The 13,654-nt window shown below is 58.2% G+C and carries 14 protein-coding genes; 7 read left to right on the top strand and 7 right to left on the bottom strand.

Annotation, left to right across the window (positions count from 1 at the left end):
- Nucleotides 1-37: 37 nt before the first annotated feature.
- On the bottom strand, nucleotides 38-1,102 hold the full coding sequence (fba, locus tag IEV40_RS06770) for a class II fructose-bisphosphate aldolase (RefSeq protein ID WP_188420243.1): 1,065 nt from the start codon (nucleotides 1,100-1,102) through the stop codon (nucleotides 38-40).
- A 79-nt stretch (nucleotides 1,103-1,181) separates the two neighbouring features.
- The gene (locus IEV40_RS06765; protein ID WP_188420242.1) at nucleotides 1,182-2,375 is read right to left on the bottom strand and encodes a phosphoglycerate kinase; all 1,194 of its coding nucleotides are present in this window, start codon (nucleotides 2,373-2,375) and stop codon (nucleotides 1,182-1,184) included.
- A gap of 319 nt (nucleotides 2,376-2,694) precedes the next feature.
- Here IEV40_RS06765 and IEV40_RS06760 point away from each other — a divergent pair, with 319 nt between their 5' ends.
- The 5 genes from IEV40_RS06760 to IEV40_RS06740 all read left to right on the top strand — a co-directional run bounded on the left by IEV40_RS06760 (nucleotide 2,695) and on the right by IEV40_RS06740 (nucleotide 6,070).
- Nucleotides 2,695-3,618 (top strand): branched-chain amino acid transaminase, encoded by a 924-nt coding sequence (locus IEV40_RS06760; protein WP_188420241.1) that lies wholly within the window; start codon nucleotides 2,695-2,697, stop codon nucleotides 3,616-3,618.
- A 104-nt stretch (nucleotides 3,619-3,722) separates the two neighbouring features.
- Entirely contained in the window at nucleotides 3,723-3,920 is a 198-nt protein-coding gene (locus IEV40_RS06755) for a zinc-finger domain-containing protein (RefSeq protein ID WP_188420240.1), read from the top strand.
- Between the two features lie 7 nt (nucleotides 3,921-3,927).
- Nucleotides 3,928-4,359, top strand: coding sequence for a YybH family protein (locus IEV40_RS06750; protein ID WP_188420239.1), 432 nt, complete (start codon nucleotides 3,928-3,930; stop codon nucleotides 4,357-4,359).
- Nucleotides 4,360-4,402: 43 nt separating this feature from the next.
- Nucleotides 4,403-5,413, top strand: coding sequence for a YheT family hydrolase (locus IEV40_RS06745; protein ID WP_188420238.1), 1,011 nt, complete (start codon nucleotides 4,403-4,405; stop codon nucleotides 5,411-5,413).
- 36 nt (nucleotides 5,414-5,449) lie between these two features.
- Complete coding sequence (locus IEV40_RS06740; RefSeq protein ID WP_188420237.1) at nucleotides 5,450-6,070, top strand: DUF2946 family protein; 621 nt, start codon at nucleotides 5,450-5,452, stop codon at nucleotides 6,068-6,070.
- Between the two features lie 90 nt (nucleotides 6,071-6,160).
- On the opposite strand, the gene IEV40_RS06735 is transcribed toward IEV40_RS06740, so the two are convergent.
- The gene (locus IEV40_RS06735) at nucleotides 6,161-7,606 is read right to left on the bottom strand and encodes a beta-barrel assembly-enhancing protease (protein WP_229724045.1); all 1,446 of its coding nucleotides are present in this window, start codon (nucleotides 7,604-7,606) and stop codon (nucleotides 6,161-6,163) included.
- 144 nt (nucleotides 7,607-7,750) lie between these two features.
- Here IEV40_RS06735 and moaC point away from each other — a divergent pair, with 144 nt between their 5' ends.
- Nucleotides 7,751-8,272 carry a cyclic pyranopterin monophosphate synthase MoaC gene (moaC, locus tag IEV40_RS06730; RefSeq protein WP_188420236.1) on the top strand — a complete coding sequence of 174 codons (522 nt, stop codon included), beginning with the start codon at nucleotides 7,751-7,753 and terminating at the stop codon, nucleotides 8,270-8,272.
- A gap of 13 nt (nucleotides 8,273-8,285) precedes the next feature.
- Here moaC and IEV40_RS06725 read toward each other — a convergent pair whose 3' ends face one another.
- The 4 genes from IEV40_RS06725 to IEV40_RS06710 form a co-directional block, all read right to left on the bottom strand.
- Entirely contained in the window at nucleotides 8,286-9,770 is a 1,485-nt protein-coding gene (locus tag IEV40_RS06725) for an O-antigen ligase family protein (RefSeq protein ID WP_188420235.1), read from the bottom strand.
- Between the two features lie 43 nt (nucleotides 9,771-9,813).
- A complete protein-coding gene (locus tag IEV40_RS06720) occupies nucleotides 9,814-10,293 on the bottom strand; it encodes a pilin (RefSeq protein WP_308632373.1) in 480 nt (159 codons plus the stop codon).
- 224 nt (nucleotides 10,294-10,517) lie between these two features.
- The gene (locus IEV40_RS06715; protein ID WP_188420234.1) at nucleotides 10,518-11,159 is read right to left on the bottom strand and encodes an FHA domain-containing protein; all 642 of its coding nucleotides are present in this window, start codon (nucleotides 11,157-11,159) and stop codon (nucleotides 10,518-10,520) included.
- Between the two features lie 157 nt (nucleotides 11,160-11,316).
- The gene (locus tag IEV40_RS06710) at nucleotides 11,317-12,219 is read right to left on the bottom strand and encodes a Stp1/IreP family PP2C-type Ser/Thr phosphatase (protein WP_188420233.1); all 903 of its coding nucleotides are present in this window, start codon (nucleotides 12,217-12,219) and stop codon (nucleotides 11,317-11,319) included.
- Nucleotides 12,220-12,532: 313 nt separating this feature from the next.
- Between IEV40_RS06710 and IEV40_RS06705 the strand changes: the two genes are divergently transcribed.
- The gene (locus IEV40_RS06705) at nucleotides 12,533-13,465 is read left to right on the top strand and encodes a histone deacetylase family protein (RefSeq protein ID WP_371870038.1); all 933 of its coding nucleotides are present in this window, start codon (nucleotides 12,533-12,535) and stop codon (nucleotides 13,463-13,465) included.
- The last annotated feature ends 189 nt before the right edge of the window (nucleotides 13,466-13,654 follow it).

Raw genomic sequence — 13,654 nt, 5'->3', positions numbered from 1 at the left:
ATGCTGATGATCGGCAAGTGCCGTCGTCGTTTTTTGCTTACTGGACGATCTGCGCCAGTTCGCCCTTCTTGTAGCGTTCCGCCATTTTATCCAATGGAACCGGCTTGATCTTCGCGGCCTGGCCTTCGCAGCCAAACGCCAGGAAACGCGCCTTGCAGACCAGCTTGGCCGCTTCGCGCGCCGGCTTCAGGTAATCGCGCGGATCGAACTTGGACGGATTTTCCATCAGATAGCGGCGGATCGCGCCGGTCATCGCCAGGCGGATGTCGGTATCGATGTTGATCTTGCGCACGCCGTTCTTGATGCCTTCCTGGATTTCCTCGACCGGCACGCCGTAGGTTTCCTTCATGTCGCCGCCGAATTCGCGAATCTCGGCCAGCAGTTCCTGCGGCACCGACGACGAACCGTGCATCACCAGGTGCGTGTTCGGAATGCGCTGGTGGATTTCGCGGATGCGGTCGATCGCGAGAATGTCGCCGGTCGGTTTCTTGGTGAATTTGTAGGCGCCGTGCGAGGTGCCGATCGCGATCGCCAGTGCGTCGCATTGCGTCCGTTTGACGAAGTCGGCGGCCTGCTCGACGTCGGTCAGCAGTTGCTCGCGCGTCATCGTGCCTTCGGCGCCGTGGCCGTCTTCCTTGTCGCCCTTCATGGTTTCCAGCGAACCGAGCACGCCGAGTTCGGCTTCCACCGTCACGCCGATCGCATGCGAAAACTCGACGACCTTGCGCGACACTTCGACGTTGTATTCATAGCTGGCGACCGATTTGCCGTCTTCGTTCAGCGAACCGTCCATCATCACCGACGAGAAACCCGAGCGGATCGCCGCCATGCAGACTGCCGGCGACTGACCGTGATCCTGGTGCATGACGACCGGGATGTGCGGATACGCTTCGACCGCAGCCGAAATCAAGTGGCGCAGAAATGCCTCGCCCGCGTATTTGCGCGCACCGGCGGAGGCTTGCATGATGACCGGCGAACCGGCTTCGCTGGCCGCTTCCATGATCGCAGTCACCTGCTCCAGATTGTTGACGTTGAACGCCGGCAGGCCGTAGCCGTTTTCGGCGGCGTGATCGAGCAATTGACGCATGGATACGAGAGCCATTTGAATCTCCAGATAACAAAATTTATTCGTTGCATGTAACGACGCCAGCTTCGGCATCGCCGGAAAACTTCCGTTTCCCTTAACCCTTCGCGCGCTGTTCCAGAATCGCGACTGCCGGCAGCGTTTTCCCTTCGAGGAATTCGAGGAAGGCACCGCCGCCGGTCGAGATGTAGCCGATGCGATCGGCCAAATCGTATTTCGCAATCGCCGCCAGCGTATCGCCGCCGCCGGCTACCGAGAATCCTTTCGAATCCGCAATCGCAAATGCCAGCGTCTTCGTGCCTTCGGTAAACTGGTCGAACTCGAACACGCCGACCGGACCATTCCAGACGATGGTGCCGGCATCTGCCAACTGTTTTGCCAGCATCGCAGCCGTCTTCGGGCCGATGTCCAGAATCATGTCGTCGTCGGCAACGTCAGCAACGTCCTTCACCGTCGCTTTCGCCGTGGCCGCAAATTCCTTCGCGCAGACGACGTCGACCGGAATCGGCACCGATGCGCCGCGCGCTGCCATCTTGGCGATGATGGTTTTCGCCTCATTGATCAGATCGGCCTCGGCCAGCGATTTGCCGATCTTCAAACCGGCCGCCAGCATGAAGGTATTCGCAATGCCGCCGCCGACGATCAGGTTGTCGACCTTGTCGGCCAGCGTTTCGAGGATCGTCAGCTTGGTGGAAACCTTGGAGCCGGCGACGATCGCCACCAGCGGCTTGGCCGGCTGGTGCAAGGCCTGGCCCAGCGCATCAAGTTCAGCGGCCAGCAGCGGACCGGCGCACGCCACCGGCGCATATTTCGCGATGCCGTGCGTAGTCGCCTCGGCGCGGTGTGCAGTACCGAATGCATCGTTGACGTAGACGTCGCACAGCGCGGCCATCTTCTTCGCCAGCGCATCGTCGTCCTTCTTTTCGCCCTTGTTGACGCGGCAGTTTTCCAGCAGCACGACCTGGCCCGGCTTCACGTCCACGCCATCGACCCAGTTCTGTTTCAGTTCGACCGGCTGGCCCAGCAGTTCAGAGAGACGCTTGCCGATCGGCGCCAGCGTATCTTCCGGCTTGAATGCGCCTTCGGTCGGGCGTCCCAGATGCGAGGTCACCATCACGGCCGCGCCCGCTTTCAGCGCCTGCTCAATGGCCGGCACCGAGGCGCGGATGCGCGTGTCTTCGGTAATGTTGCCGTTGTCGTCTTGCGGAACGTTGAGATCGGCGCGGATAAAGACCCGTTTGCCTTGCAGCTCGTTGCGTGCGATCAGATCGCTCAACCTGTTGAATTGCATCTGCTGAAGTTTTTGAAAGATTTAGAGAAAGACCACTATTTTACCGCACAGCATCGGCCCGAAGTCGGTCTGGAGACCGGTTTTTCCTGCCTCGAAACCCTGTTCAGGCTGCAAAAATCCGCCTGCCGTCGGCAAATCCCGACGATTAGAAGGCAAACACGGCAATTGATTCCTGCCTTGACGCAAAAAAGTTATCTTTTTATTCACCCATCTGCGAAAAGACGCGGTTTTTCCGCATTGCCAACGTTCGCCGCGCTTCGTCCCGCATGGCCGAATCCGTTAAAATCGTCCTCTTGTAAAAATTACTGGAGAGTTTCACATGTCGATGTCCGATCGCGACGGCAAAATCTGGAAAGACGGCAAACTGATCGACTGGCGCGATGCGACCATTCACGTGCTGACCCACTCGCTGCACTACGGCATGGGCGTCTTCGAAGGCGTGCGCGCCTACAAGACCGACAAGGGCACCGCGATCTTCCGTCTGCGCGAACACACGGACCGGCTGTTCAACTCCGCCAAGATCTTCCAGTTGCAGGTTCCGTTCGACAAGGAAACGATCATGCAGGCGCAGCTCGACGTCGTGCGCGAGAACAAGCTGGAAACCTGCTACATCCGTCCGCTGATCTGGATCGGTTCCGAAAAGCTCGGCATCTCCGCCAAGGGCAACCAGATCCACGTCGCCATCGCCGCCTGGCCGTGGGGCGCGTATCTGGGCGAGGACGGTATCAACAAGGGCATCCGCGTCAAAACATCGTCGTTTACCCGCCATCACGTCAACGTGTCACTGGTGCGCGCCAAGGCTTCCGGCTACTACATCAATTCCATCCTGGCCAATCAGGAAGCGCTGACCGACGGCTACGACGAAGCGTTGCTGCTGGATACCGACGGCTACGTTTCCGAAGGTTCCGGCGAGAACGTCTTCATCGTCAAGAACGGCAAGATCTACACGCCGGACCTCGCCTCCTGCCTGGACGGCATTACGCGCGATACCGTGCTGACGATGGCGCGCGACCTCGGCATCGAGGTCGTCGAAAAACGCATCACGCGCGACGAGATGTACTGCTGCGACGAAGCCTTCTTCACCGGCACCGCAGCGGAAATCACGCCAATCCGCGAACTGGACAACCGCGCCATCGGCGACGGCAAGCGCGGCCCGATCACCGAACGCCTGCAAAAGCTGTTTTTCGACGTCGTTGCCGGCAAGGCTCCGCAGTACAGCCACTGGCTGACGATCGTCAAATAAAACCAACGGCCGGCACGATCCGCTAGGCGTGCCAACCGCTTGGCTTTACCATTCGACTTTAGTTACGTAATTTATCTACACAAACAAGCAATCCGGAGAACGACATGACCGCAGCAACGCAACAATCGACCGCCATCGAACTCGAAGGCAAGGACCTGCCAGCCTACTGCCCGAACCCTGCCATGCCGGTCTGGAGCACGCATCCGCGCGTTTTCCTCGACCTGTCGCACGGCGAAGCCAAGTGCCCATACTGCGGCACCGCATATCGCCTGAAGCCGGGCACCGTCGTCCACGGCCACTAAGATCATCATGGCCGGCGCGCGCAAACAGTTCGGCACTGCGGACGATATCGAGACCGCGCTGTACGACGCGATCGGCCGCGCCGACCTCGACGCCTTGATGGCGCTGTGGGCGGAAGACGAAGAAATCGTCTGCATCCACCCCGACGGTTCGCGCCTGATCGGCTACGCTGCCATTCGCGCCTCGTGGGAAGAAATCTTCACACGCGGCGGCGTGCACATCCATCCGGTGCAGCTGCATGCCTCGCAGAACATGATGAGCGCCGTGCACAATCTGATCGAATCGGTCAGCACGCCGGAAGGCAAGCAGCGCGACATCCACATCATCGCCACCAACGTCTACGTGAAAACGCCGCTCGGCTGGCGCATCGTCGTGCATCACGCCTCGGTCGCCCCCGGCAAGCCGGAAATCGAACGCGGCCCGGCCACCGTGCTGCATTGACGACACTGCGTGCGGCAATAGCAAAACGACAGCAATACCGTAGATGACATCGGTCTATTCCTCCGCCGCATTCGAAGCTGACGCAACGACGATATCGGGCACCTATCGCTCGCCATGGTGGCTGCCCGGCGGTCACTTGCAGACCATCTACCCGGCCAAGTGCATTGCCAGGCCGGCCGTACTCTACCGCCGTGAACGCTGGAATACGCCGGACGGCGATTTCATCGATCTCGATTTCGTCGACGGCGCAAGCGGCAAACCGTTCGTCGTACTGTTCCACGGACTCGAAGGTTCGTCCGACAGCCACTATGCGCGCGCGCTGATGGCGCATGTTGCGGCGCTCGACTGGAACGGCGGCGTCGTGCATTTCCGCGGCTGCTCCGGCGAACTGAACTGCTCTCCGCGCTTCTACCATTCCGGCGATGCACAGGAAATCGACTGGGTATTGCGAAAACTGGTGCCGACGATGCGCGCACGCGGCGCCAGCCGCTTCTATGCGACCGGCGTATCGCTGGGCGGCAACGCACTGCTGCGCTGGTTGGGTGAATCGCAGCATGGTGCGGAAATCGTCGATGCCGCCTGCGCGGTTTCCGCCCCGCTCGATCTGGCCGGCGGCGGCGCAGCGCTGGGGCGCGGCTTCAACCGCCTCTACACGCAATCCTTCCTGCGCACGCTGAAGCCCAAGTGCCTGGAAAAACTCGCGCAATTTCCCGGCCTGTTCGACCGTGATGCGATGCTGAATTCGCGTGACCTGTACGCCTTCGACAACGCCGTCACCGCGCCGCTGCACGGCTTTCGCGACACCGACGACTACTGGCACCGTGCCAGCGCCAAATACGTGCTCGACGACATCACCGTGCCGACGCTGGTGCTGAATGCACGCAACGATCCCTTCCTGCCGGCGCGTTACCTGCCAACATCGGCCTCCGTTGCCGTCACGCTGGAGCAGCCCGCACATGGCGGCCATGTCGGCTTTTCCACCGCGCCTTTCCCCGGCCGACTGGACTGGCTGCCGCAGCGCATACTCGGCTTCCTGCAGCAAGCCGTCCGTTGATCACGACGCAACCGAATACGCGCATGGAGGACATCGATGGATAACATCGTCAAACGCGCCATGGCGAAATGGCCGAACGTACCGCACTGCCACGGCTGGCTCGCCCTCGATGCACGCGGCAACTGGCGCATGCGCAACGAACACGCGCAACGGCAGAATCTGCCGGGAGAGAAAATCACGCAGCCGGCGTTGATCGGTTTCATCCAGCGCAATTACACGCACGATGCGGCAGGCCGCTGGTATTTCCAGAACGGACCACAACGCGTCTATGTCGATCTGGAAGCTGCGCCCTACATCGCGCGCACGACGCCCTCGGGATTCATGCTGCAGACGAATGAATCGATGGGCGAGATTGAAAACGCCTGGCTGACTGAAAATGGCAGGCTGTTTCTGCAAAGCGGTGAACGGATCGCGCTACTCGACGATCGCGATCTCGCAGAATGTCTGGACATGCTGCACAAGGATGACGCACCGGCCACGGAAAGCGATCTCGACGCCTGGATGGCATTCGCAACGACATCGTCCAAGACAGGCGATATGGCGAACCCGCCATTGGCACTGCAACTGGGCGAGAAAAACCTGCCGCTCGGTTTCATCGCAGAGCAAAATATTCCGGCCCGCTTCGGTTTCGTCAGCAAACCACGCCGCACAGATTGACTACATGGCAGCGCACCGGGTACGCATCGCCATGCCCGCAGCAATGCCACGCTTCAACCACCCGCCTCAACCGTCTGCCAACCGCTCCTGTCAGCCCTTTTCCTGATTCAATTCCTCCAGCCGCTGCGCCTTCAGCTCCCGCTCGCGTGCATCGATGATCGACTGATCGTAAAACGTGGCATCCGACGAACGGCGCGCAATGCCAAGCTGGTCGAGGGCGGCAGACAAACCGCCACGCAACGCATAGGCTTCGGCCAGCGCCATGTGCTGCAAGGCATTCTTGTTCTGCGCCGCATAGACCTTGGCCAGCCGGTCGTACAGTTTCGGCTCGCTGCGATACAGCGATACCTGATCGCGCAGGAACGATGCAGCCTCGTCATAACGTTCCGCCGCGAACAACGCATCGGCATACTGAATCGCGATGCCGCGCGACAAGGGGAATTGTTTGCGCGCCGCATCCGCTTCCGTCAGCGCTTCAGGGTACTGCTTTGCAGCCAGACGAATATCGATCGCCAGGCTTGTCAGCATCGCATCGTGCGCCTTCGACGGCGCACCACTCTTCAGCACGGCACGCGCCTGATCGAGATAGGTTTGCGCCCTGGCTGCATTCCCCTGCCGCAACGCCACGAAAGCCAATCCGTAATTGGCAGCGATCACCTCCGGCCGCGTACGCTGCTGCAACTGGCGCTTGAATGCGCCTTCCGCATCGATCAATCCCTGGGTAGATGGATTCTGCAGCACACGCACGCGCGCACGCACGATGGAAAAATCCAGGCTGTCCGCATGCTGGCGATAACGCAGGTCGCGCGTGCGCGCCTCGATGTCGGCGATACGTTCGGTGGTCAACGGGTGCGTGCGCAGATAAGCCGGTGCCGAATCGTTATAGCCGCGCGACGCCTTCTGCAGCCGTCCGAAGAAATTGATCATGCCGGCCGTCTCGAAACCGGCATCGCGCATGATGTCGAGGCCGACGCGATCCGCCTCGCGCTCCGCATCGCGGCTGAAGTTCAATTGCCGCTGTATCGCCAGCCCCTGCCCACCCGCGATGACGGCCATCCCCGCATCCGGACTTGCCGTCGCAGCCAACGCACCGAGCAACAGGCTCGCCAGCGGAATCAACGCATCCTGTTTCTGCTTGCCGATCATCCGCGCAATATGGCGCTGCGCGACGTGGCCGATTTCGTGCGACATCACCGACGCCAGTTCCGATTCGCTCTGCGCCGCCAGAATCAGGCCCGAATGCACACCAATGAAACCGCCCGGCAATGCAAACGCATTCAGCACCGGATCGCGCACCGCAAAAAAGAAGAAATCGTACTGTGCCTCGCCACGCGCATCGGGCCGTACCGCCAATAGCGTTGCGCCCAGATTGTTCAGGTATTCCTGCACCGGCGCATCGTCCATGTAGTCGCGATCGCGTCGCAGCTGATGCATGATCTGCTCGCCCAGTTTGCGCTCCATGATCGGCGACAGTTCCTCGCGCTCGGTATCGCCCAGGCTGGGCAAACCCTGCGCAGGCGATGGCACCGCCTGCATCGCAAAAACAGCCAGTATCGCTGTCGCAGCAAATCGCCGCGCCAGCCCCATCGCGCTATCCGCAAGAGAAGGAATCGGTTTCGTTTTCACGAATGCTATGATACCCGCTCACTGCAATCGTTCCAGCCCTATCCCCGCATCATCATGACCACGAAGAAACCCGATCCACAATCCGATCCTGCCGCCGCAAACGACGGCGGCCTCACCCACTTCGATGCCACCGGCCAGGCGCACATGGTCGATGTCGGCGGCAAGAACGAAACCCACCGCATCGCCGTCGCCAGCGGCACCATCCGCATGAAACCGGAAACGCTGGCCATCATCGAATCCGGCACGGCGAAGAAAGGCGATGTACTCGGCATCGCGCGCATTGCGGCGATCATGGGTGCGAAGCGCACCAGCGATTTGATTCCGCTGTGCCACCCGCTGGCATTGACACGTGTAATGGTGGATTTTTCGATCGACACGGAGCAATCCAGTATCGATTGCAGAGCGCAAGTGGAAACCTTCGGCAAGACCGGCGTGGAAATGGAAGCGCTGACGGCAGTGCAAATCGGCTTACTGACGATCTATGACATGTGCAAGGCGGTAGATCGCGGGATGGTGATGAGCGAAATTCGAGTGAAGGAGAAGCACGGCGGAAAGTCGGGCGACTGGAGCGCCTGATCTCGCTCACCCTCTATTCGTTGATCCATCCTTGTTGCCAGAAGCGTGGAAAAAATCGCTGCCCTGGATGCACATCACTATAGTGCTGCATCCTTTCCGGTAAGTACGGCACATCGGGCAAAGCCTGTGCCATAACTATTCCCAGCAATAGCGCCGAGAATCCCAAAAGGGAAAACTCTATCCATCGCTTGCTTGTAACTGAAACCGACCGTAAATTCTGCTTGGAAGAAGACGGGCAAATACCAATGGCCCAGCCGGTCAGTACCATTAATGTCACTTGGCTATACGGCATCACGATCACACCATCAACCAGCGATTGCGCGCCCGCGGCAACTAACGAAGCGAACAAGGCAAAGCTTAATACATTGGCAAAGGAAATTTCGTCGCTTTGCCTGCGTAAATAAATAACGAACTGACGAAACCCAATAACAATGAGTGTCGACAGCATCAACAGCGCTGGCAGGCCCCATTCGGCGGCGATCTGTAGTACGGCATTATGTGGATGCGCACCGACACCATTCGGCTGGGCTGCGAACTGCATAGGGCCAACACCTAACCAAGGATGTGCACAAATAATATGCCATGCTTCGACCCACAACACATCACGCAGCGAAAGATTGGACAATGCAGGTAAGCGATTAATCAACTTTGGTGGATTATCCAGCAATGTAGGTATGGCGAAAAACATTAAACCATACAACATCAGCCCAGCAGCAATTGCAGCAAGTTGCCAACGCACCCAGCTTCTGCCGATCGGTCGACCAATCAACCAAACAACCACCACCGCGACGGCCATTGCCAGCCATGTACCACGCGTACCAGAAGCAATAGACAACATCCACCAACCACTCACCAAAGTGAAGCTACCCCACCTGATCAATGTCGACGACGTAGCCATCACAAGCACCGTCAACAACGGCAATGTCATCGTCTGAAACTGGCCAAAGAAACGGGGATTTGCAAAGCCGAAGAACATGTCCCAGACACGCAATGGCAGACCAGAAAATAAAGTCGCATAGCGACCAAGAAAGCCGAAGAAGTAAAGTACACACACAATTACGATGAGTGTTAATAGTACTTGATCAAACTGAGTCCCACCTACTCGTCGTAATCGCACTATCATGCCAACCCCAAGAAGCATGAGAAACAACAATGCCCATTCTAGAAACGCCCAAGCCATAAACTGTGCTCGCACAGAGCTTGCTAGGCCGCATATTACAAATCCTATAAGCAATGCACTAGATAATGCTGAAGGAAAAAAGGGGGGAATGATTACCCCATCGCAGTCTTTCTCCCCAAATAAGATGATTTGAGATATAGAAATAATAAATAGCAGGAAAATTTGTGCGATCCGTTGTTGATCGTGCCATTCATAAAAATTCCAATTGGTCGTGCCTATCCAAAATAAAAACAAGGAACCATAAAAGAATGTAGCACTGCCAAAGAGTACCTTCATTTTTTTTCGTATCACCAACATCATTCCCTGTAAATTTTTCATAAAAAAAGCCTCCCTAAAGGGAGGCTTTTTTTATTTGCGAATTTTAAGTGCCGCTTGCAGCTACACTGTTTTTCTGGATTGCTTCTGCAGCAACTGTATTGTTAGAGTTGCTGACGATTGTCCACGTCAAATTGCTGCCGCCTTCATTAATGTTAGGGGTAAAAACTATAGTCGATCCATCGACATCTTTACCTACACCGTCAGCAAACGTTGCAGTAATCTCACCTGCATCAACCTCTGCTTCTGCCACTTCTTTCGTGGCTGTGAATGTCGGAATACCACTACCATCAGTGCCAGTAGTGCAATTATCTTTCACACCACCAGCCTCCTGAATGCAAAGTGCCACAGCCGTCTTCAACGAATCCACCGAAGTCAGTGCATTTGCCACTTTCGCCCGAATCGTATAGTTCTGATACTGCGGAATCGCCACAGCAGCCAGAATACCGATGATCGCCACAACGATCATCAATTCAATCAGCGTAAAGCCCTGCTGGGCCTTCTTCATCATTTTCATCGATTTCATCTATCTCTCCTGTTGGAAGTAGGCAGAGGTCTCCACCCTGCGCTCCATTGAGCAATCGCTGTGCCAGCCGGAATCCGGGCGATTTTTCATGGGTTTGTTAAAAAAACCGACAAAAATTTAACAATCTCACATTCCATAGTGCCCATTTTTGTCAGTTGCTGACCATTACCGGCATGCGCATCTGCACGATTTAGCGCTTCCTTAACAGCTATCGGAAAGCGCAATCAGCAGAGAAAAACCATCTCCGCACCCGACATTTCAATCAAGTCACCACTGGCGAGCATGCGGGTGCCGTTACCGATGGACTGGCCGTTGACCAGTGCCGGTACCTTGCCTTCCACATGCGTGAGGCTGACGCCCTGCGGTGTCTTCGTCAGTACCGCGACCTGGATGCCGGGACGGCCGACGGTGGTCATCGTCTTGAGTAGCGGAATATCCTTGCCGGCACCCACTCCCTTCAAAATGCGGATAAAAGCCGCCGACTGGCCGGCAACCGGCTGTTGCGCAGGGACAGTAGTCTGGCGCAGATCACCGGAATCCGCGTCCGTCTTCGCCGGCATAACGTCAACCGGCATGTCTTCACCGGCGCGATAGCGGATCGCATGCGTCGCCAGTTCGATGACGTCGCCATCGTGCAGGAAGTGCTTCCTGACCGGCTGGCCGTTGAGCTGGCTGCCGTTGGTACTGTCGAGATCCTCGAAATACACGCCGTCGAGCGACATGACAAGCACGGCGTGCTCGCCGCTGATGCCGGGTGCGTCGATGACGATGTCGTTATAGGTACGACGACCGATGGTGGTGCGTGCTTTCAGTAGCGGGAATACCTGCAGATCGATACCGTCTTTTGCCAGAATGATGGTGGCCATTTTTCTTTCACGTTGTTCATTGCGCGGCATGCATAAATGCAGCCGCTGCCCGATTCAAGCAATTTTCATGCGTAGCGCAACCGGTACTGCGGCGCACCGCTTTCCGCATCATTCATTGCATAACATTCGCCGCATTTAGCTATATCGGTCACGATAATCACTCGCGATCGTCGGTCGCCCGAATGGGACGAATAACGCGGAATGCCCGCATCTTGTTCAGCCAAGTATTCAACTGCGGCCAGCGGCTGCGCGCCATTGCCGCGCCGGCAGCATTGATCCTGACGAGAATGGCGGAAATATTATCGCGTCCGCCATTGCCGTTGGCCGCCGCGACCAGCCGATCGCCAAGGTGGTCGAGCGTCACATGCGGATCGGCCAGCATTCCGGCCAGTTGCGCGTCTGTCAGCATATCGGACAATCCATCCGAACACAGCAGATATACATCACCGGCCTCGATCTGGTAATCGTTGATTTCCACATCGACTTGCGGCGCCACGCCGAGTGCGCGGGTGATCAGATTCTTGTTCGGCGCGTAGCGCGCCCATTCGGGGCTGACGAGACCGGCGTCGATCTGTTCCTGCAGCAGCGAATGATCGCGCGTCAGCAGGCACAGTTCGCCCTGTCGGAAGCGGTAGCAGCGGGAATCACCCAGATGGGCAAGCACGATCCGGTCATGGCGGAACAGCGCGGCGACCAGCGTCGTTCCCATGCCGCTGTACTGCGGTTCGTCGCGCGCCGTTTCCAGGATTTCCTGATTGGCGGCAAGCACGGCATCCGTCATCCATTGCCGCAAGCGCTTGCCGCTTGCTGCCCTGCTTGCCGTGCCGCCTGCCGTGCGACTTATCGCGCCATCTGTCTGCGACAACAGCCGCTCCAATTCCGAGACGACGACCGCCGTGGCGATGCCGCTGGCGATCTCTCCGGCGTTGTAGCCGCCCATGCCGTCGGCCAGCACGGCAATGCCGTGCCCGGCGCTCACGGCAACCGCATCCTCGTTATGCGCGCGCACCAATCCCGTATCGGTTCTGGCGGCGAACTGAAGAGCGACGTGATGCGTCATAGATGAAGGATGTGATCCGGCCTGCGGTTCCGATAACGGCTGGCTAGCTGCGAACTAGCCACCATGAATAACGGCGATGACAGGCGGATTATCTCGCGATTGGCGGCCAATCGGCCATTTTTCCTTGCCTGCCGCGCCTGCTCCGTTGCTTCGTCGTTGCTCCATCGTTGCTATCGTTGCTTCTTCCGCTGCCTCGCCCATTGCAATAGCGGCCCTTATAATGAACAGTCATGCCGGCACGCCCCTGCCGTTCCGGCCCTGCCTTGATTACTTACGGAGATGATGCCGGCCGCACCGCGCATCGATAACGATTATGACGACACTGATCTATACCCACGAAGCCTGCCTGGACCACAAACCCGGTTCCGGTCACCCCGAATCGCCGGAACGCCTGAAAGCCGTCGTCAAGGCACTGCGCACGCCGGAATTCGAAGCGGCCGAATGGCGCGACGCGCCGATGGGCACGCGCGAACAGGTGCTGCTGATCCATACCGAGGATTTTGTCGACGACGTCGAGGATGCGTCACCGGTGCGCGGCACCATGCCGCTGGATGGCGGCGATACCGTGATGTCGCCCGGTTCGCTGGAAGCCGTAATGCGCTGCGTGGGCGCAGCCTGCGCCGGCGTCGATGCGGTGCTGGACAAGGAGGCACACAACGTGTTCTGCGCGACACGCCCCTGCGGCCACCATGCTGAACCGAATCGCGCGATGGGCTTCTGCATCTACAACCAAGCCGCCATCGCTGCCGCCTACGCACACGAAGTGCACAAGCTGGATCGCGTGGCCGTCGTCGATTTCGACGTTCATCACGGCAACGGCACGCAGGCCGCCTTCTACGACCGGCCGGAACTGTTCTACGCCTCCAGCCACCAGTCACCTTTCTACCCCGGCACTGGCTCCAAGAACGAAACCGGCACCGCGCATAACATCGTCAACGTGCCGCTGCCGCGCGGCTGCGATTCCGCGATGTTCCGCGAACGCATCGCTGCCGAAATGCTACCGGCGATCCGCGCCTTCAACCCAGAGCTGATCATCATCTCTGCCGGCTTCGATGCACATCATCTGGATCCGCTGGCCGGTCTGAAGCTGCAAGACGACGATTACGACTGGGTCACGCGCGAGCTGATGAAGATCGCCGACGACGTATGCGAAGGCCGTATCGTTTCCATCCTGGAAGGCGGCTACAGTCTGGAAGGGCTGGCATCCAGCTCGGCCGTGCATGTGAAAGCGCTGATGGATCACTGATCCAGAACAGATACAAGAACGAGCGAACAGGCACAAACGCCGGCCGGCGCACATCAATCCGCCGATGACCACAATGAAAAAGGGCGAGGAATGATTCCTCGCCCTTTTTCTTTTTCAGTCGCTCAATTTCAGTCGCTTCATTACCAAACCGGCGACCCACCATGCAATTTCGTTGATGATTGACCTGAT

The sequence above is a fragment of the Oxalicibacterium solurbis genome (assembly GCF_014635845.1).
Lineage (GTDB): Bacteria > Pseudomonadota > Gammaproteobacteria > Burkholderiales > Burkholderiaceae_D > Oxalicibacterium > Oxalicibacterium solurbis.
This window is presented reverse-complemented; position numbering and strand designations above follow the sequence as displayed.